Origin of the sequence: Enterobacter sp. SES19, from assembly GCF_011765665.1 — a bacterium.
GTDB classification, from domain to species: domain Bacteria; phylum Pseudomonadota; class Gammaproteobacteria; order Enterobacterales; family Enterobacteriaceae; genus Enterobacter; species Enterobacter pseudoroggenkampii.
In genome coordinates this window covers 2,516,358-2,534,749 of the sequence record NZ_CP050320.1, presented here as the reverse complement: position 1 = coordinate 2,534,749, position 18,392 = coordinate 2,516,358, and the positions used below count along the sequence as shown (strand labels likewise).

Sequence of the window (18,392 nt, the reverse complement as noted above, 5' to 3'; positions counted from 1 at the left end):
AAGCGACAGGATGAACAATGAAAAACCTAACTGAAACCCTGCATCACATTCCTGGCTCTCGCCGTGAATACGTCGCCTTCAGCGGCGCTAACGCGACGACGCCTTATCTTGCTGACAGCCAGCAAAAGTCACAGCGCAAACTGTTTGCCAGCGTGGACGAGGTGCTGGCCCGCTGCGATCTGCATGACGGCATGACCGTGTCTTTCCATCACGCCTTCCGCGAAGGGGATAAGGTTATCAATTACGTGATGGACAAACTGGCTCAGCGCGGCCTGAAAGGCATCACGCTCGCGTCCAGCTCATTAATGTCCTGCAATACGCCGCTTATAGATCACATACGTAATGGCGTGATCGGCAAAATCTACACCTCCGGAATGCGCGGCGAACTGGCGGATGCGATTTCGCACGGGCTGATGGACGAGCCGGTACAAATCCACTCCCACGGCGGGCGGGTAAATTTGATTCAGAAGGGCGAAATTGCCATTGATGTCGCGTTTCTGGCGGTCTCGTGCAGCGACGAATATGGCAATGCCAGCGGCAACGGCGGCACATCGCAGTGCGGCTCTCTCGGCTATGCGATGGTCGACGCAAAATATGCCAGAAAGGTGGTTTTGCTTACCGAAACCCTGAAGCCGTTCCCCAACCTGCCCGCCAGTATTATTCAGGATCAGGTTGACTATGTGGTGCAGATTGAGAGCGTCGGTGACCCGGCAAAAATCAGCGTAGGTGCCGCCAGGGTCACCAGTAATCCGCGCGAGCTGATGATTGCCCGCTCTGCTGCCGACGTTATCGAACACTCCGGCTATTTCCGCAACGGCTTTTCGATTCAGACCGGTTCAGGGGCGGCGTCAACCGCCTGTACACGGTTTATGGAAACCCGGATGCGCAAACACAATATCGTTGCCCGCTTCGCGCTCGGCGGGATCACCGGCAGCATTGTCGATCTGCATCAGAAAGGGTTAATCGAGAAGATCCTCGATACGCAAAGCTTTGACGGCGCGGCGGCAGCCTCTATGGCGGTCAATCCCGAACACGTGGAAATTTCCACCAACGTCTATGCGAACCCAGCTGCAAAAGCTGCCTGCTGCGACAGGGTGGACGTGGTCATCCTCAGCGCGCTGGAGGTGGACACTCAGTTCAACGTCAATGTCCTGACCGGCTCCGACGGCGTGATGCGCGGTGCGTCGGGCGGACACTGCGACGTCGCCGCGGCGGCCAATCTCACCATTGTGGTTGCCCCGCTGATCCGCAGCCGCATTCCTACCGTCGTCAGGCAGGTCACGACTCTGGTGACGCCGGGCGAAAGTATTGACGTTTTGGTTACCGATCACGGTATTGCCGTGAATCCGGCGCGCCCGGAAATTCGCGAACGCCTGATTAACGCCGGGCTGACCGTCGTAGACATCGACGCCCTGTATCAAAAGGCGCTGCTCATCTCGGGTGAACCCAAGCCTGTTGAGTTCACTGACCGGATCGTCGGCGTGGTGCGCTACCGCGACGGCAGCGTGATTGACGTGGTTCGTCAGGTGAAGGAGTAATCGTCATGACGGATAAAGCCTCGAACGTGAAAGTCACTGTGGAACAGGTGTTGAGCGCGAGAGAACAGCGAGCCCGTCGCCAGCAGGCGTGGCTGTTTCAGTCAGAACATACGGTTATATCCGTCACGCTGGTCTGGCCGGGGGAGGTGAAGGATACCGACCTGGCCAGACGGGTGATGGCCGTCGCGAATCAGGCGCTCGGCGAGGTATTCCGTACGCATCAGTGGACGGTCTGTCGGCATCAGATCCTGCAGCCGGTCACGGGGCCAGAAGCGCTCTGGTCGGTGTCGGCACCCGCGTGGATGATAAAACACGTCACGGCGCATCTGGAAGATAACCATCCTCTGGGACGCCTGTGGGATATCGACGTGTTTTGTCCGAAGACGGGACTGTTGAAAAGAAACGCCATCCAGCAGCCGATGCGCCGATGCTTTATCTGTCATGAACCCGCTCATGTCTGCTCTCGTGCCCGCCGTCATTCGCAGGCCGAACTCACGCGCGTAATCGAGGCGTTAACCGATGACTACTTCGCTTGCCAGATGTAATGCGCCAGAGGTTCAGCGCACCTTCGCTGAGCTGGCTACCGAGGCCATGTATCGGGAAATTCGCTTAACCCCGAAGCCGGGTCTGGTGGATCGCGTAAACAGCGGGGCGCATCGCGACATGGATTTTGCGCTTTTCATAACGAGTATCGCGGCGATTGCGCCCTGGTTCTCGACGTTCTTTAACGTTGGCAGAGAGACGGCTCATCTGACTGGCCCGCAAACGATGCGGGCCATAAGACCGACCGGTCTGGCCTGCGAGCAGGCGATGTTTGACGCCACCGGCGGGGTGAATACCCATAAAGGTGGGATCTTCTCTCTGGGGCTGCTGTGTGCCGCGGCGGGACGTCTGACGCAAAGGGATGAAATGCTTACGCAGCGCAGCTTATGCCGCGAGACCCGCATTATCTGTACCGGCATCGTTGAACAGGAGCTGAAAACGACCGGTATCGCCAGAACGAAGGGCGAGCAGCAGTTCCAGACATACGGGTTTACCGGGGCGAGAGGGGAAGCGGCCAGCGGTTTTATCACCGTTCGCCAGGCGGGTCTCCCGCACCTGCGCACCGCGTCAGGTCAGGGCGAATCCGAAGACGTGGCGCTCTTGAGAATGCTGCTGGGTTTGATGGCGGCGAATCCGGATACCAATCTGGTTTCCCGAGGCGGAATTGAAGGGCTGAATTATGCCAGACGTTATTCAAGGCGATTATTAAAAATAAAACGTCTCACGGCGGATAAATTAGTTATCGCGCTGCTCAGAATGGACGCGGAATTTATCAAACGCAATTTAAGCCCCGGCGGTAGCGCCGATCTTATTTCCGTTGGCTGGTTATTGTCGCAATTTCCACCCGAGTAATCGCGAATAGCGTAACAGGAAAACGTCATGATTGAACAACGCCTGCAGCAGCTCAGTAAGGGTTATACCCTTGTTCTGGTCCCGGGTCTCAGAGACAGCGATGAACATCACTGGCAAAGCTGCTGGGGGCGGCGTTTTTCCTTCTGGAAACGGATCCAGCAGAAAAACTGGTTTGAGCCCGATATCGAAAACTGGGTCTCCGCCATTACCCGCGAGCTGGCAATGTGCCCGCTGCCCGCCATCCTCGTCGGCCACAGCTTTGGCGCGCTGGCGTCATGTCGGCTGCTGCAAACGCGGCGGGTAAACGTCGCCGGGGTGGTGATGGTCGCACCGGCTGAACCCGCTTTTTTCGGCCTCGAAGAGGTCATTCAGCCAACGCCATTACCCGTCCCCTGCATGATATTTGCCAGCCGAGACGATCCTCTGATGCCTTTTGCACGCGCTCACTACTGGTCAACGTGCTGGCGCGGCCATCTCATCGATATCGGTGAGGCCGGACATATTAATTCTGAGTCCGGTTTTGGCGAATGGCCTTACGGACTCGAACGATTAACCGAATTTTGTGAACAACTTTAGCTTTAACAGGAGAACCTATGTTAGATGATTATCATCAGCACCAGAAAGCGCGCGCTGAATCGGGTATTCCGGCGAAACCGTTAACAGCGGAACAAACCGATGCACTTATTTATCGTTTAATAAATGATGCGCCCGCGCATCATTCGCTATTAATCGATTTATTAACCCACAGCGTCCCGCCGGGCGTCGATCCTGCGGCAAAGCTCAAAGCCGATTTTTTATTCAAGGTGGCATTGCAGGAATACCGTGTTAACGGGCTTTCTCCTGAAGCGGCTACGACGCTGCTGGGGTCCATGCAGGGGGGCTATAACGTCCAGCCGCTGATTGAGCTCCTTGACCATCCGAACCTGGCACCGCTGGCCGCTGAGCAGCTCTCTTCTACCATCCTGATCTTTGAAAAATTCAGCCAGGTGGAAGCCAAAGCGCAGAGCGGCAACGTCCGGGCAAAAGAGGTGCTTCACTCCTGGGCAAATGCCGAGTGGTTCACGCGCCGCCCGGCCATACCTGGAAAAATTACCCTGAAGGTGTTTAAGGTTCCCGGTGAGACCAATACCGACGATTTGTCTCCGGCACCGGAGGCGTGGTCACGTCCTGATATTCCGCTGCACGCGCTCTCCATGCTCAGTAACGTCAGGGAAGGGGTAGCACCTGATGAACCCGGCGTACGTGGCCCTTTGCACCAGCTGGCAGAACTCAAAGCGTCGGGCTGGCCGCTGGTGTACGTCGGTGACGTCGTGGGGACCGGATCCTCGCGTAAATCCGCCACCAACTCCATCCTGTGGCACATCGGCAACGATATTCCGTACGTGCCGAATAAACGTAACGGTGGGTTTGTGTTTGGCGGCAAAATCGCGCCCATTTTCTTCAACACGCTGGAAGATTCCGGTGCGCTGCCAATAGAGATGGATGTCTCCGCGCTGACGACCGGGATGCTGATCGATCTTTACCCGTACAAGGGCGAAATTCGTGAGACAGAAAGCCAGCGGCTGGTGATGACCTTTACCCTTAAAACCGAAGTGCTGCTGGACGAAGTACGCGCCGGCGGGCGGATCCCGTTGATTATCGGACGCAGCCTGACCGCGAAAGCGCGGGAATCGCTGAAGCTTGGGCCTTCCGCGGTATTCCGCACGCCCGCTTTGCCTGCGCCATCCGAAACCGGCTTTACGCTGGCACAGAAAATGGTGGGTAAAGCCTGCGGCGTGGCGGGGATCCGCCCCGGGCAGTATTGCGAGCCGAAGATCGCGACCGTGGGATCGCAGGACACCACCGGCGGGATGACGCGCGACGAGCTGACCGACCTGGCCTGCCTCACGTTTTCAGCCGACCTGGTGATGCAGTCTTTCTGCCACACCTCCGCCTACCCTAAGCCGGTAGATGTGCAACTGCATGAAACCCTGCCGCAGTTTATCACCCGCCGGAATGGGGTGGCGCTCAAGCCGGGTGACGGCATTATCCACTCGTGGCTTAACCGCATGCTGCTGCCGGATACGGTAGGCACGGGTGCCGACTCCCATACCCGCTTCCCGCTGGGGATCTCCTTCCCGGGCGGCTCCGGGCTGGTGGCATTCGCCGCGGCAACCGGCATCATGCCGCTGGATATGCCTGAGTCGGTGCTGGTGCGCTTCAAGGGCGAGATGCAGAAAGGGATCACCCTGCGCGACCTGGTGCATGCCATTCCGCTCTACGCCAGAAAGCAGGGGCTGTTGACGGTCGAGAAAAAGAATAAGCGTAACGTTTTCTCGGGCCGGATCCTTGAAATTGAAGGCCTGGAAACGTTAAGCGCAGAGCAGGCGTTTGAACTGGCTGACGCCTCCGCCGAACGCTCCGCTGCCGCGTGCGTTATGCGCCTGGCGGAAGAGAATGTCGCGCAATATCTGCGTTCCAGTGCGGCCTTGCTGCGCTGGATGGTTAAGCAAGGGTATGAGAATGCCGCCACGCTTGAGCGCCGCATTGCTGAAATTGAGGCGTGGCTGGCTAACCCGTCACTGCTCTGCGCCGATCCTGACGCGGAATATGCGGCAGTCATTGAGATCGATCTCAATGAAATCACCGAGCCGGTGGTCTGTGCCCCGGACGATCCGGACGATGCCCGGTTACTTTCGGAGGTTGCCGGCACCCCTATTGAAGAGGTCTTCATTGGCTCCTGCATGACAAACATCGGTCATTTCCGCGCTGCGGGGAAAATCATGGCCGGTGCCAGCGAAAACCAGGCGCGCCTGTGGCTCGCACCGCCGACAAAAATGGATGCACAACAGCTCTCCCGGGAAGGCTATTTTAATCAGTTTATTAAATCCGGGGCGAGAATCGAGCCTGCGGGCTGTTCCCTGTGCATGGGGAACCAGGCGAGGGTGCGTGAGGGGAGCAACGTAGTATCGACGTCCACTCGAAATTTCCCGCATCGTCTGGGAACAAATGCGAAAGTGTTCCTTGCCTCAGCTGAATTAAGCACCGTCGCTGCCATACTGGGTAAAATGCCAACCGTGGAAGACTATTTTAGCTATACGGATAAACTTCACGATGCGCATGAAAATATCTATCGCTATCTCAGTTTTGATACCCTGACCGAATATCAATTCAAAGAGAGTGATAATATCGATATTGTTAGCGTGTGATTTTTAGTTATTCATTTGGCAAATGTATTTAATCGGCGGAGGCCTCTTTCTGGTGCGGCCTCTGCTATTCAGGGACCCTTTTCTCATGGGTGAGATATGCTTAAATCCAATGTTTTAAAAACAATCTTACTTGCCGTAATAATATTACTATCAATATTTATTCCTCCGCCTGATGGATTAACCAAAGAGGCGTGGATACTGGCAGGCATATATCTGTCTGCTATCGTTGGGCTGGTCATTAAACCGTATCCCGAACCCGTCATTATGCTGGTCGCGGTGGCATTAACCTGTTTTACCGTAACAAAATTCCCGGATTCTCCTGTCAAATCAATGGATGTCCTGAGCGGATACGCCTCAGGTACAACCTGGCTGGTGTTTAGCGCCTTTACGCTTAGCGCGGCGTTTGTTACTACCGGTCTGGGGAAACGCCTTGCCTACTGGTTTATCCTCAAGTTTGGCAGCACGACGCTGAGGCTGGGGTATGTGACCGCCTTGCTGGATTTGGTGCTGGCGCCGGCGACCCCCTCAAATACCGCGCGGGCAGGTGGCGTGGTTTTCCCTATTATTAACAGTATCGCGACGGTATTAGGCTCAACGCCAAAAGAGACGCCGTGCAGGGCTGGCCGTTATTTAATGGTCAATGTCTATATGGTGACTAAAACGACCAGCTATATGTTTTTAACGGGCTTTGCCGGAAACGCGTTAGCGCTACAGCTAATTTCTGATATCTTCCATGTTCATATTAGCTGGATAGGCTGGATGCTGGCGGGAGCACCGTTGGGGTTATTGATGCTGTGTATCATTCCCTATATTTGCTATCGCGTTGCCTCCCCGGAAATTAAAAAAATTGATAATGTCGCTATTGCTACCAGCGGCTTGCAAAGCCTCGGGGCAATGAGCCTCAAAGAGAAGGGCCTGGTCGTTATTTTTATCGCTGCATTATTGGGCTGGATCTTTTCTCGTCAGCTTGGGCTCAATGAATCCGCCGTCGCCATTATCGCGATGGGGGCAGCTCTGCTGTTTAATATTATCGGCTGGAGCGATGTGCAGAAAAACAAAGGTGGCTGGAATACCCTTATGTGGTACGGGGGCATCATCGGTCTGAGCGCCACGTTGAGCAAGGAGGGATTTTTCCGCTGGCTGGCTGATTTCCTCTCAGCGCACCTCGATTTTCTCAGCGCGGGGAATATGACCATCGTTATTATCGTGTTTCTCAGCGTACTGGTTCGCTATTTCTTTGCCTCCGGCGGGGCGTACGTCGCGGCGATGGTGCCGGTCTTTGCCACCGTGGGGCTGGTTACCGGAACGGCACCGGTTCTGCTTGCTCTCGCCATTCTGTTTTCCAACTCCTATGGGGGTTGCATCACGCATTATGGCGGCGCAGCGGGGCCGATTATCTTCGCCGCGGGGTACAACGACATCAGGTCATGGTGGACTATCGGCACGCTCGTGGCGTTGTGCACGTTTTTAATCCACATGTTCCTCGGCATTCCCTGGTGGGGCTTCCTGATGCAGCACGGCATGCTGCAGTCTTAACGGATGAGGAGATGGTGAAACGCAGGCCGGGTAAGGCGTCGCCGCCACCCGGCAACATCACTGCTCAGACGGGGTAGTAAACAACTCGAGCGTAATTAATGTATCGAGATGCCTGTTAAACGCGGCCTCGTCCATTTCGGGCATGTTTAAGATATACATCCCGTCAAGACCACACACCAGACCAATCAAGCGCCAGGCAATATTTTCTGCCCGATCGCCTGGACGCAATGCCCCGGCCTTCGTTCCTGCTTTGATTAGCGCCACCGTTTCCTGATGCCACATCTCCATGGTCATCACATAGGCGCCCTTGATGTCGGCATCACGGCTGGCAAGGATCTGGGCTTCACGCCACAGGCGAATATAGGGCTCAAACCTCCCGTCATCGCTGCCGAGCATGGCATGAAGCTGCTCCCGCCAACCGGCCTGTTTACCCGCGACATCCGCATCCAGCAGCTCGCGAATCAACCGTACGAAGGCCAGCGATTTTAACTCCCCGCCGGAGGTAAAATGATGGTGAACCTGTCCGGTGGCGACTCCGGCTTCAGCCGCAACGCGGCGGACCGTCATTGCCGCCAGTCCTTCTGCCAGCGCCACGCGCATGGCGGCCTGTAAGATGGCTTCCCGCCGTTCATCCTTGCTCAGATATCGCATGTTTACTCACTCTCAATGGGAACGAAACGAGTGTAACAAAAAGCTGGACATGCGTTCAACTTTACGTAGGATCTCATCCTGGACATGTGTCCATGTTTTAAAAGAAAAGGAAATTTATGTTTCGTCAGTGGTTAGCGTTAGTGATTATCGTGCTGGTGTATATCCCGGTGGCGATCGACGCGACGGTGCTGCACGTGGCGGCGCCGACATTGAGCATGACGCTGGGTGCCAGCGGCAATGAATTGCTGTGGATCATCGATATTTACTCGCTGGTGATGGCGGGTATGGTGTTGCCTATGGGCGCCCTGGGTGACCGTATCGGTTTTAAACGGCTGTTGATGATTGGCAGTACGCTGTTTGGCCTGTCATCGCTGGCGGCAGCGTTTGCCCCGTCAGCAGGGTGGCTGATTGCGGCGCGCGCCTCGCTGGCAATTGGTGCGGCGATGATTATTCCGGCTACGCTGGCTGGGATCCGTACGCTGTTTATCGACGCGCGGGATCGTAATATTGCGCTCGGCGTCTGGGCGGCGGTCGGTTCCGGTGGGGCGGCGTTTGGCCCGTTGATTGGCGGTATGCTGCTTGAGCATTTTTACTGGGGATCGGTGTTTTTAATTAACGTGCCGATTGTGCTGGTGGTGGTTTCGCTGGCCGCGCGTTTTGTGCCTCCTCAGCACGGCCGCCCGGAGCAGCCGCTGAATATTAGCCATGCAATTATGCTGATTGTGGCGATTTTACTGCTGGTCTACAGTGCGAAAACCGCCCTGAAAGGCGCGCTGTCACCGTGGATAGTCGCGTCCGCGCTGATTACCGGCTCGGTACTGCTGTTTATCTTCGTGCGTATTCAGCTCCGCGCTCGCGTACCGATGATCGACATGCGTCTGTTCTGCCATCGCATCATTTTGAGCGGCGTGGTGATGGCGATGACCGCCATGATTGCCCTGGTCGGGTTTGAGCTGCTGATGGCCCAGGAGCTGCAGTTTGTTCATGGCTTTACGCCGTTTGAAGCGGGCATGTTCATGCTGCCGGTGATGGTCGCCAGCGGGTTCAGCGGGCCGATCGCGGGCGTGCTGGTCGGGCGTTTGGGGCTACGCATTGTCGCGGCCGGCGGAATGGGGCTCAGCGCCGTCAGCTTTATCGGGCTGTCGATGCTCGACTTCAGCACGCAGCAGTGGCAGGCGTGGGGGCTGATGGTGCTGCTCGGCTTCAGTGCCGCCAGCGCGCTGCTGGCCTCGACCTCGGCAATTATGGCGGCCGCGCCGAAGGAGAAAGCCGCCGCCGCGGGAGCAATTGAAACCATGTCCTATGAACTGGGCGCCGGGCTGGGGATCGCCATTTTTGGTCTGCTGTTGACCCGCAGCTTCTCGGCGTCGATTGACCTGCCGCAAGGGCTGAATGCCTCGCTCGTCGATAAAGCCTCGTCATCCATTGGTGAGGCGATGAAGGTGGCGCAGGATCTGACCCCGACGCTGGCGGAATCGGTGATTGAGGCGGCGAAAAGCGCGTTTATCACCTCGCACAGCGTGGCGCTGGGCAGCGCGGGCGGAATGCTGCTGCTGTTGGCAGTGGGGATCTGGTTCAGCCTGGCGAAGGTCAAACCGCAGTAAATTGCGAAGTAATACAGGGCGCGCGGTTGGCGCGGGCGGGGCAGATGGGCTATGTTTTTTACAGGATTATCTGACTCTTGCTGGAAAATATGAGCCTTCACCACAGCAGTGAACCGTCCCAACCGCTCTCCCGGTTAACCCTGCTTGCAGGGGGGGCGCTGGGCGTCGTTTTTGGTGATATCGGCACCAGCCCGCTTTATACCTTTCGGACGGTACTTTCGCTCTCTGAGCATGACCCTACGCCCGGCGTCATACTGGGCCTGCTCTCGCTGATTACCTGGACACTCATCCTGGTGACATCCATAAAATATGCCGCCTTCGCCATGCGAATTGATAATCATGGCGAGGGGGGCATCATGGCATTAATGTCGCTTCTGGTGGAGAAAGGCAAAGGCGGGCGCTGGGTCATTTTTGCCGCCCTGATTGGCGCAGCGTTGATTTACGGTGACGGCGCGATCACCCCGGCCATCTCCGTGCTTTCCGCCCTTGAAGGACTGGAGATGGTGATCCCTGAGTCCCAGCCGTACATCTTACCCCTCACGGTTGCGGTGTTGCTGGCGCTCTTCCTGATCCAGCCTTTTGGTACCGCCCGCATAGGGAAGATATTTGGCCCGGTGATGGCACTGTGGTTCCTGGCGATTGCGGCCCTGGGCGTGCGGGGGATCGTTCAGCACCCCTCGGTACTGTTGGCCCTTAATCCTGCTTACGGCATCGCGTTTTTGTTTTCGAACGGGTATACCAGTTTCCTGGTCCTGGGGGGCGTTTTTCTCTGCGTGACGGGGGCCGAGGCCCTGTATGCAGACATGGGGCATTTTGGTAAAAAGCCGATCTGGCTTGCCTGGTACGGTATCGTCTTTCCTTCGCTGCTGCTCAACTATGCTGGCCAGTCAGCGCTGATTCTGGCCGGTGCCGACAGCAAGCAAAACCTTTTCTACACGCTCTGTCCGCCTGTTCTCCAGGTTCCGCTCATCATACTTGCCGCGCTGGCGACGATCATTGCCAGTCAGGCGATTATTACCGGCGCGTTTTCCATGACGCGCCAGGCCATTCAGCTTGGCTGGTTACCCCGGTTACGCATCAAACAGACGGCGGCAGAAAGCTACGGTCAGATTTATATCGGGATAATAAACTGGCTGCTGATGGTGGTGACCATCGGGCTGGTGGTGTTCTTTAAATCCTCCGATAAGCTTGCCGCGGCGTACGGCATCGCCGTGTCGTTAACCATGCTGATGACCACGGGGCTGTTGTTTGTGGCGATGCGGGAAGTGTGGTGCTGGAGCCGGGTCAGCAGCGCGCTTATTGCCCTCTGTTTCCTGGTGATTGATGCCACCTTCTTGTTTGCCAATCTAATTAAAGTCCTGGAGGGCGGCTATATCCCGCTGCTGATGGCCGCAGCCATTTGTACGGTGATGCTAATCTGGCACCGCGGCGTTAAGGCGGTCTCCGCATCGGTGGGCGAGAAGGGCGTCAGCGTGGATGCGTTCTTTGCCCAGCTTCAGCAAAAGACGGTGCCCAGAGTGGTAGGCTCTGCCGTGTTTTTGACCCGTACACAGAACAATATCCCACCGGTCATGCGCTGGCATGTCGCGCGAAACCGGGCGCTACAGCAGGATGTGTTGTCGCTGACCATTGATATACTCAATGTGCCCTATGTGGGGGAAGAGCAGCGTATCAGGGTGGAACAGCGCGCGCCGGGCTACTGGCACGGCGTGGCGCAATATGGCTTTATGGAACACCCGGACATTCCGCGTTTGTTGCAGGGGGTCAGCGAGATTAACGCGCTTTTTGCCACGGATGATGCCACCTGGTATGTCGGGCATGAAACCATTGTGGCAGGCGAAGGCGGGGCCGGTATGGCGGCCTGGCAACGGCACATTTTTGCCTTCATGAAGCGCAACTGCACGCACGTCATCAACCACTACCACCTTCCCAGCGATCGGGTGGTTGAAATCAGCCGGCGCGTTGCCGTCTAGCGTCGCGCGAAAGCAGGGGGCTGCTTTCGCGCCGTTCTAGCTCTCCTGGGCCGCGGACAGGACGCTGTGCAACAGCACGTTCGCCCCTTTCTCCGACCACTCCGGCAGGATCCTTTCCGCTTCGTTATGGCTGACACCCTTCACGCAGGGGATAAAGATCATGCTGGCGGGCGCAATTTTGCTCACATAGCAGGCGTCGTGTCCCGCACCGGAGACCATCGGTTTCGACGAATAGCCCAGTTCCGCCACGGCCTTCTCCGTACGAGCGAGGCATTCGGCATCAAACGCGATGGGCGCGTAGTCAAAAATGCGCTCAACGAGAGCCGACACGCCGCGCAGGCTCAGGCTTTCAGCCACCTTATGCAGCGCCGCTTCCATGGCTTCCAGAGCCTGCTGCGCCGGATGGCGAAACTCCACGCTGCATTCCACACGAGACGGCACGACGTTGCGCGAGTTTGGCGTAACCTTCGCCATACCGATCGTCGCGCGTCCGTCCGGCGCATGCCGATAGCCAATCTCTTCCACTTTCAATGCAAGCTCAGCGAAGGCGGTCAGCGCGTCACGGCGGCTGTGCATCGGCGTGGTGCCGGCATGGGCGGCAAACCCGTCCAGCGCCAGGGTAAACCAGCGCTGGCCCATTGCCGCGCGGACTGAGCCGATATCGATGGCCTCATCTTCCAGGATCGGGCCCTGTTCGATGTGCAGTTCGTAGCAGGCGTGAACAGGAAACTCGCGGGCAGGGGTTTCACCCCGGTAGCCAATGTTATCCAGCGCTTCACCCACGGTGATGCCATCGTTATCCGCGCGGGCATGGGCGTACGCTTTGCTAAACTGCCCCGTCCAGACCCCTGAAGCGAGCATGGCTGGCGCGAAGCGCGCGCCTTCTTCGTTGGTCCAGTTAACCAGCACGATGTCACGCTCCGTCTCAACGTGATGGTCATTGAGGGTACGCAGCAGCTCAAGCCCGGCCAGCACGCCGTAAACCCCGTCGTAGTTCCCGCCCAGCGGCTGGGTATCCACGTGCGAACCGGTCATGACCGGGGCAAGCTGCGGGTTTTTCCCCGCGCGGCGGATAAACATGTTGCCCATGCTGTCGACATCGCAGGTAAAACCGGCGTCCAGCGCCCAGTCGCGCAGCAGGTTACGCGCAACACGATCTTCCTCGCTCAATGCCAGACGGGTCACGCCACCGGCGGGCGTGCCGCCGATCTGCGCCATCATCTCAAGCGTTGACCACAGCCGTTCGGCGTTGACGCGGATCATGTCTTGTCCTTGCTGCTGCGGTAGCGGAAATCACAGCACGCACCGCCCTGCATAATGGTGGTGGTGCGGGTTAGCTCAACGTCCGGCGCATAGCCAACGATGAATTTTTCATCCCGCGCGCAGGAGAGCAGATGACCAATCTCGCCCAGCCCCATTTCATGATACATCTCCGCGTAGCGACAGCGGGTCACGTTGTAGTTGTACTGCTGGTCGTCGGCGTCGATCACCTTCACCTCCAGCGCGTTATCTTTCTCCCACAGATACTGCAGGGCGATAAAGCTCTTGATGTTCGCGCCGTTGGGTTCTTTGCTGGCAAATGCTTTACCAGCGTCAATCGCGGCCTGCTCAATGGCCTCGCCAATCACCGCCTGGGCGCGGGCTTTCCCTATCTCGCGCACCAGGATTTCATAAATTGGCTTAATAATTTCTGCTTCAATTTTGCGGCGGGCGAGAATGCCCAGCTCGTTATTATCACTCATCACATTGCCTCGCTGCGTTACTTCGCTTTTGCGCCGCCCAGCACGGTCTGCGGCTGCCATTTGCCGTCGACCACCTTGTAGACCGTGAACGACGGCGATTTCAGGTTGCCCTCTTTATCAAACGCGATCTGTCCGGTGACGCCGGAATAGCTGATGGCGCGCAGGGCAGGCAGATACGCGGAAGGCTCAACGGAGTCTGCTTTTTCCATTGCCGCAACCAGCACGCGGGTGGCGTCATAGGCGAACGGGGCGTGCAGTTCGATATGGGTGTGGTAGCGGGACTGGTACGCCTGTTCGAATGCCTTTCCACCCGGCATCTGGTCAACGGGCAGACCCGGCTCCAGCGCCACAACGCCTTCGCCTTCTTTCTGCGCCAGCTTGAGGAACGTCTGGCTGACGAATCCGCCTGCGCCCATCAGCGTGGCATTCATGCCCAGCTGTTTGATGCGACGCGCCAGCGGTGCGGCCTGGCTGTCGACGCCGCCGAAGAAGATCAGATCGGCGTTTTTACTGCGGATGGCGGTCAGTACGGCGCTGAAGTCCACCGTTTTGTCATCCACGTACTGACGATCGACAATTTTCACGCCCTGGGCTTCAAGCGATTTAATAAATTGGTCTGCAAGCCCCTGACCAAATGCGGTACGGTCGTCGATCACCGCAATGCGTTTGGCTTTCAGGGTATTCACCGCGTACTGACCGGCGAGCTGGCCGCCGTCATCGTCGTGTCCCATCACGCGGAAGCTGGTATCAAAACCTTGTTGCGTATAGGCGTGACCGGTCGCGACCGGTGCGACCTGGGCGATGCCCGCATCGTGATAGACACGTGCGGCAGGAATGCTGGTACCGGTGTTCCAGTGACCGACGACGCCCGCCACGCCGCTATCCACCAGACGCTGCGCGACGGCCACGGCGGTGCGCGGGTCGGACTGATCGTCTTCGGACTGCAGTTTGAAGGTCACCGCTTTGCCGCCGATGGTCGGGTGCTGCTTGTTAATGTCGTCAATGGCCAGCTGCGCGCCGTTCTCCAGATCTTTACCGATACGGGCAGACGGGCCGGTGAGCGGGCCCGCGAGACCGATAATCACGGTTTCACTGTCAGCGGCCCACGTCGCCGTCGAGGCAAAGCTGCCGAGGAGGATAGCGGCGCTGAGCGCACTGATTTTTACTGTTTTCATTGTATTTCCCTGATGTTGGCTGGTGTGGTTAAACGGGCATTTCGCCCAAATAAATCTGTGCAATCTGGTCGTCATTGAGCAGCGCTTTCGATTCGCCATGATGAACAATGCTGCCGCTGTCCATCACCCACGCGCTGTCGGTGACTTCCAGCGCGAGACGGGCGTTTTGTTCGATGAGCAGCAGGGCAACGCCGCGCTCGCGCAGGCCGGCAATGACGGCAAAAATGTTTTCAACCATCTTCGGCGCGAGGCCCATCGACGGCTCGTCGAGGATCAGCAGGCGCGGGCGGCTGAGCAGGGCGCGGTTAAGGGCCAACAGCTGTTGCTCACCGCCGGACAGCAGGCCGGCAAGCTGATGCTGGCGTTCGCCCAGGCGCGGGAAGCGCTCGAATATCTCGTTCATTTCGCGATTAAAGGTGACAGTGTCACGCCTGAGCCAGGCGCCCATCTGCAGGTTTTCCAGGACCGTCATGCGGGAGAAGATCCCGCGGCCCTCCGGGACCATCACCAGCCCGTCGCGCAGTAGCGCCTCGGGCCTGTGTCTGCGGACGTCTTTACCGCGGAATTCAATACTGCCGCTAAAGCTTTCCAGTGCGGTAATGGCGCGCACGGTGGAGCTTTTCCCCGCGCCGTTAGCGCCGATCAGCGTCGCCTGTTCACCCTCGTGCAGGGTAAAAGAGACATCCCGGACGGCCTGAATACCGCCGTAATGCACGTCCACACGTTCCACCTTCAGTAATTCAGACATGGGCGTTGCCTCCAAGCCAGGCGGCGATCACTGACGGGTCTCGACGTACGTTCTCCGGCGTGCCGCTGGCGAGCGTTTTGCCGTAATCCAGCACCGTCAGGCGATCGCAGATGCCCATCACCAGCTTGACGTCATGCTCAATCATCAGCAGGGTTTTGCCATCATCGCGCAGGCGGATTAGCAGCTCGCCGAGCGCCACTTTTTCCGCTGCGTTCATCCCGGCGGCGGGTTCGTCCAGCGCCAGCAGCAGCGGATCCGTTGCCAGCGCGCGGGCAATCTCCAGACGGCGTTGATGACCATAGGCCAGATCGCAGGCGCGGTAGTGGGCGAACCTGGCAATGCCGGTGTACTCCAGCCAGTGCCAGGCCAGTTCCCGGGTCTGCCTCTCTTCCTCGCGAGCGCGTTTGTGACGGCTCAGCGCGGCCCACAGGCCGTTACGGGTGCGCACGTGGCGACCCACCATCACGTTTTCCAGCACCGACATGTCGTTAAAGAGGCGCACGTTCTGAAACGTGCGGGCAATCCCGGCGGCGGTGACTTTCTCAATGTGCTTTGGGAAATAGGGCTTATCGGCAATCGAAAATTCACCACTGTCCGCCGGATAAAGCCCGGTGATCAGGTTAAAACAGGTGGTTTTTCCCGCCCCGTTGGGACCAATCAGGCCGTAGATCTCACCCTTGTTCACGGCGATCGAAACGTCATCCACGGCGGTAAGCCCGCCGAAGCGTTTTGACATGTTGCGTACGGTTAACAGGCTCATGCTTTCACCTCCTTGTGGCGAACCGGCCAGATGCCTGAAGGACGCACCAGCATGACCAGTACCAGCGCCAGGCCGTAAAACAGCTGACGCAGCACTTCCGGGTCAATCAGCACCGTACCGAACAGCGCCTGCTGAACTGGCGCTGCCTGACTGCGCAGCAGTTCCGGCAGGGCGGTAAGCAGTATCGCGCCGAGGATCACGCCAGGAATGTGTCCCATACCGCCCAGCACCACCATCGCCAGCACGGCAATGGACTCCTGTAACGTGAAGGATTCCGGGGAGACAAAGCCCTGAAACGCGCCGAACAGGGCACCCGCCACGCCGCCAAAAGAGGCACCCATCGCAAAGGCCAGCAGCTTATAGTTACGCACGTTGATGCCCATCGCGCGCGCCACATCCTCATCTTCACGGATGGCGTGCCAGGCGCGACCAATACGGGAATGCTGCAGGCGCAGGCAGACAAAAATAATCGCCACAATCACCAGCATCAGCAGGTAGTACCACAGCCACAGCGCGGGCACTTTGAAACCAAACCAGTGGTATACGCCGCTGAACTTCAGGCCGAACAGGTTGAGCGTATCCACCCCGGTAATACCCTTCGCACCGTTGGTGATGTTCACCGGTCGGTCGAGGTTGCGCATCAGAATGCGGATAATTTCGCCAAAGCCGAGGGTTACTATCGCCAGGTAGTCCCCGCGCAGCTTCAGCGTAGGAGCACCGAGTAAAATGCCGCAGACCGCCGCGACGAGCGCCGCCAGCGGTATAATCAGCAGATATGAGGTGTGCAGCCCGTCAGGGAACCAGACGCTGAGGACAGGAAATACCGCCAGAAGGTGTGGGGAGGCCATTAGTGCCGCAAGGTAGGCGCCGACCGCGTAAAAGGCGATAAAGCCCATGTCCAGCAGGCCGGTATAGCCCACCACAATATTGAGCCCGAGTGCCAGCATGATGTAGAGCAGGGCGAAGTCGATCACACGTACCCAGTAGTTGCCGCCAAGCTGCGTGGCCATTACGGGAGCAATCAGCAGCGCGAGGCAGAACAGGACCATGCCTGACCAGAATTTGCGCGTCGTCGTCGGGGCCTGAAGTTGAAGTGTTGTCATGGTATTCCTTACGCCCTGTGCGCCACGCGCTCGCCCAGCAGGCCTGCCGGACGGAAGACCAGCACCAGAATCAGGACCATAAAGGCAAAGACATCCTGATAGTTGCTGCCAAAGACGCCGTGGGTGAGTTCCCCCAGATAACCTGCGCCCAGCGCTTCGATAATGCCGAGCAGGATCCCGCCAATCATTGCGCCACGAATGTTACCAATGCCTCCCAGCACGGCGGCGGTAAAGGCTTTGATTCCGGGCAAAAAGCCCATTGAGAAGCTGGCGTTGCCGTAGTTGCTGGCCATCATGACGCCTGCCAGCGCGGCAAATACGCCGCCAATGGCGAACGTCAGGGTAATAATGGCATTGGGGTTAACCCCCATCAGCGTGGCCACGCGCGGGTTTTCCGCCACGGCACGCATGCCGCGGCCCAGGCGGGTGTATTCCACCAGCAGCCATAGCCCGGTCATTACCGCAAGCGCCAGCGCCACGGTAACAATGCCGGTGACGGTCACAATCGCAGGGGGATGCAGTTCACTTCCTGCCGTCACGGCGATCGGATCCATGGGCAGGATCTGCGGGAACATCAGCGGGTTGCGCGTCCAGATAATCATCGCCACGGTTTGCAGCAGGACCGAGACGCCGATACCCGAGATCAGCGGAGCCAGGCGTGGGGCGTTACGCAGTCGACGGTAGGCAAACCGCTCCACGGCCATTGCCAGCAGGGCGCAAACGGCCATGGCAATCACCAGGGCAACACCAAGCTGCAGCAGCAGCGGCATGTGAGGAACGGTGGTATTCAGGGCGTTAATGGCGGAAAGCGTGGTGAGCGCACCGACCATCAGAATATCGCCGTGAGCAAAGTTAATAATGCGCAAGATGCCATACACCATGGTATAGCCCAGCGCGATCAGCGCGTAGATGCTTCCCAGCATCACACCGTTGATCAGTTGTTGTATGAGTGTATCCAACGTCTGTACCCGCAAAGTGC

At 58.0% G+C, this 18,392-nt stretch carries 16 protein-coding genes; 8 read left to right on the top strand and 8 right to left on the bottom strand.

Features of this window, described 5'->3' with window-relative positions; genetic code table 11:
* Nucleotides 1-17: 17 nt before the first annotated feature.
* The 6 genes from citF (at nt 18) to GXP72_RS11985 (ending at nt 7,657) form a co-directional block, all read left to right on the top strand.
* Nucleotides 18-1,538: a citrate lyase subunit alpha gene (citF, locus tag GXP72_RS12010; RefSeq protein ID WP_090416795.1), complete on the top strand. Its 1,521-nt coding sequence runs from the start codon at nt 18-20 to the stop codon at nt 1,536-1,538.
* 5 nt (nt 1,539-1,543) lie between these two features.
* Nucleotides 1,544-2,083, top strand: a complete 540-nt coding sequence (gene citX, locus GXP72_RS12005; protein ID WP_090416797.1) for a citrate lyase holo-[acyl-carrier protein] synthase — start codon at nt 1,544-1,546, stop codon at nt 2,081-2,083.
* Complete coding sequence (gene citG, locus GXP72_RS12000; protein ID WP_090416799.1) at nt 2,058-2,933, top strand: triphosphoribosyl-dephospho-CoA synthase CitG; 876 nt, start codon at nt 2,058-2,060, stop codon at nt 2,931-2,933. Before citX ends, citG begins: the two co-directional genes overlap by 26 nt.
* A gap of 27 nt (nt 2,934-2,960) precedes the next feature.
* On the top strand, nt 2,961-3,509 hold the full coding sequence (locus tag GXP72_RS11995) for an alpha/beta hydrolase (protein WP_090416801.1): 549 nt from the start codon (nt 2,961-2,963) through the stop codon (nt 3,507-3,509).
* A 17-nt stretch (nt 3,510-3,526) separates the two neighbouring features.
* Complete coding sequence (locus GXP72_RS11990; RefSeq protein WP_208762917.1) at nt 3,527-6,121, top strand: bifunctional aconitate hydratase 2/2-methylisocitrate dehydratase; 2,595 nt, start codon at nt 3,527-3,529, stop codon at nt 6,119-6,121.
* Nucleotides 6,122-6,217: 96 nt separating this feature from the next.
* Nucleotides 6,218-7,657, top strand: a complete 1,440-nt coding sequence (locus GXP72_RS11985) for an anion permease (RefSeq protein WP_090416806.1) — start codon at nt 6,218-6,220, stop codon at nt 7,655-7,657.
* 57 nt (nt 7,658-7,714) lie between these two features.
* On the opposite strand, the gene GXP72_RS11980 is transcribed toward GXP72_RS11985, so the two are convergent.
* Nucleotides 7,715-8,308 carry a TetR family transcriptional regulator gene (locus GXP72_RS11980; protein ID WP_090416809.1) on the bottom strand — a complete coding sequence of 198 codons (594 nt, stop codon included), beginning with the start codon at nt 8,306-8,308 and terminating at the stop codon, nt 7,715-7,717.
* A 116-nt stretch (nt 8,309-8,424) separates the two neighbouring features.
* Here GXP72_RS11980 and GXP72_RS11975 point away from each other — a divergent pair, with 116 nt between their 5' ends.
* Together GXP72_RS11975 and GXP72_RS11970 are read left to right on the top strand one after the other, a co-directional pair.
* On the top strand, nt 8,425-9,912 hold the full coding sequence (locus GXP72_RS11975) for an MFS transporter (RefSeq protein ID WP_090416811.1): 1,488 nt from the start codon (nt 8,425-8,427) through the stop codon (nt 9,910-9,912).
* Nucleotides 9,913-10,001: 89 nt separating this feature from the next.
* Entirely contained in the window at nt 10,002-11,885 is a 1,884-nt protein-coding gene (locus GXP72_RS11970) for a KUP/HAK/KT family potassium transporter (RefSeq protein ID WP_090418165.1), read from the top strand.
* Between the two features lie 36 nt (nt 11,886-11,921).
* Here the strand turns inward: GXP72_RS11970 and GXP72_RS11965 are convergent, their stop codons facing one another.
* Genes GXP72_RS11965 through GXP72_RS11935 form a run of 7 tightly spaced genes read right to left on the bottom strand, consistent with a single transcriptional unit; the run spans nt 11,922 to nt 18,372 of the window.
* Nucleotides 11,922-13,148, bottom strand: a complete 1,227-nt coding sequence (locus GXP72_RS11965) for a Zn-dependent hydrolase (protein WP_090416813.1) — start codon at nt 13,146-13,148, stop codon at nt 11,922-11,924.
* Entirely contained in the window at nt 13,145-13,627 is a 483-nt protein-coding gene (locus tag GXP72_RS11960; protein WP_090416815.1) for an L-2-amino-thiazoline-4-carboxylic acid hydrolase, read from the bottom strand. Before GXP72_RS11960 ends, GXP72_RS11965 begins: the two co-directional genes overlap by 4 nt.
* A 17-nt stretch (nt 13,628-13,644) precedes the next feature.
* Complete coding sequence (locus GXP72_RS11955) at nt 13,645-14,802, bottom strand: branched-chain amino acid ABC transporter substrate-binding protein (RefSeq protein ID WP_090416817.1); 1,158 nt, start codon at nt 14,800-14,802, stop codon at nt 13,645-13,647.
* 28 nt (nt 14,803-14,830) lie between these two features.
* On the bottom strand, nt 14,831-15,550 hold the full coding sequence (locus GXP72_RS11950; protein ID WP_208762916.1) for an ABC transporter ATP-binding protein: 720 nt from the start codon (nt 15,548-15,550) through the stop codon (nt 14,831-14,833).
* A complete protein-coding gene (locus tag GXP72_RS11945; protein ID WP_208762915.1) occupies nt 15,543-16,310 on the bottom strand; it encodes an ABC transporter ATP-binding protein in 768 nt (255 codons plus the stop codon). Before GXP72_RS11945 ends, GXP72_RS11950 begins: the two co-directional genes overlap by 8 nt.
* Nucleotides 16,307-17,413: an ABC transporter ATP-binding protein gene (locus GXP72_RS11940; protein ID WP_208762914.1), complete on the bottom strand. Its 1,107-nt coding sequence runs from the start codon at nt 17,411-17,413 to the stop codon at nt 16,307-16,309. The genes GXP72_RS11945 and GXP72_RS11940 overlap by 4 nt, the downstream gene beginning before the upstream one ends.
* 8 nt (nt 17,414-17,421) lie before the next feature.
* On the bottom strand, nt 17,422-18,372 hold the full coding sequence (locus GXP72_RS11935; protein WP_208762913.1) for a branched-chain amino acid ABC transporter permease: 951 nt from the start codon (nt 18,370-18,372) through the stop codon (nt 17,422-17,424).
* Nucleotides 18,373-18,392 lie beyond the last annotated feature (20 nt).

Excerpts from the sequence above, each read along its gene's own strand:
- GXP72_RS11955 (WP_090416817.1), bottom strand. The coding sequence starts at position 14,802 with ATGAAAACAGTAAAAATCAGTGCGCTCAGCGCCGCTATCCTCCTCGGC.
- GXP72_RS11990 (WP_208762917.1), top strand. The coding sequence starts at position 3,527 with ATGTTAGATGATTATCATCAGCACCAGAAAGCGCGCGCTGAATCGGGT.
- GXP72_RS11970 (WP_090418165.1), top strand. The coding sequence starts at position 10,002 with ATGAGCCTTCACCACAGCAGTGAACCGTCCCAACCGCTCTCCCGGTTA.
- citF (WP_090416795.1), top strand. The coding sequence starts at position 18 with ATGAAAAACCTAACTGAAACCCTGCATCACATTCCTGGCTCTCGCCGT.
- GXP72_RS11945 (WP_208762915.1), bottom strand. The coding sequence starts at position 16,310 with ATGAGCCTGTTAACCGTACGCAACATGTCAAAACGCTTCGGCGGGCTT.
- citG (WP_090416799.1), top strand. The coding sequence starts at position 2,058 with ATGACTACTTCGCTTGCCAGATGTAATGCGCCAGAGGTTCAGCGCACC.
- GXP72_RS11965 (WP_090416813.1), bottom strand. The coding sequence starts at position 13,148 with ATGATCCGCGTCAACGCCGAACGGCTGTGGTCAACGCTTGAGATGATG.
- GXP72_RS11950 (WP_208762916.1), bottom strand. The coding sequence starts at position 15,550 with ATGTCTGAATTACTGAAGGTGGAACGTGTGGACGTGCATTACGGCGGT.
- GXP72_RS11975 (WP_090416811.1), top strand. The coding sequence starts at position 8,425 with ATGTTTCGTCAGTGGTTAGCGTTAGTGATTATCGTGCTGGTGTATATC.
- GXP72_RS11940 (WP_208762914.1), bottom strand. The coding sequence starts at position 17,413 with ATGACAACACTTCAACTTCAGGCCCCGACGACGACGCGCAAATTCTGG.
- GXP72_RS11985 (WP_090416806.1), top strand. The coding sequence starts at position 6,218 with ATGCTTAAATCCAATGTTTTAAAAACAATCTTACTTGCCGTAATAATA.
- GXP72_RS11995 (WP_090416801.1), top strand. The coding sequence starts at position 2,961 with ATGATTGAACAACGCCTGCAGCAGCTCAGTAAGGGTTATACCCTTGTT.
- citX (WP_090416797.1), top strand. The coding sequence starts at position 1,544 with ATGACGGATAAAGCCTCGAACGTGAAAGTCACTGTGGAACAGGTGTTG.
- GXP72_RS11960 (WP_090416815.1), bottom strand. The coding sequence starts at position 13,627 with ATGAGTGATAATAACGAGCTGGGCATTCTCGCCCGCCGCAAAATTGAA.
- GXP72_RS11980 (WP_090416809.1), bottom strand. The coding sequence starts at position 8,308 with ATGCGATATCTGAGCAAGGATGAACGGCGGGAAGCCATCTTACAGGCC.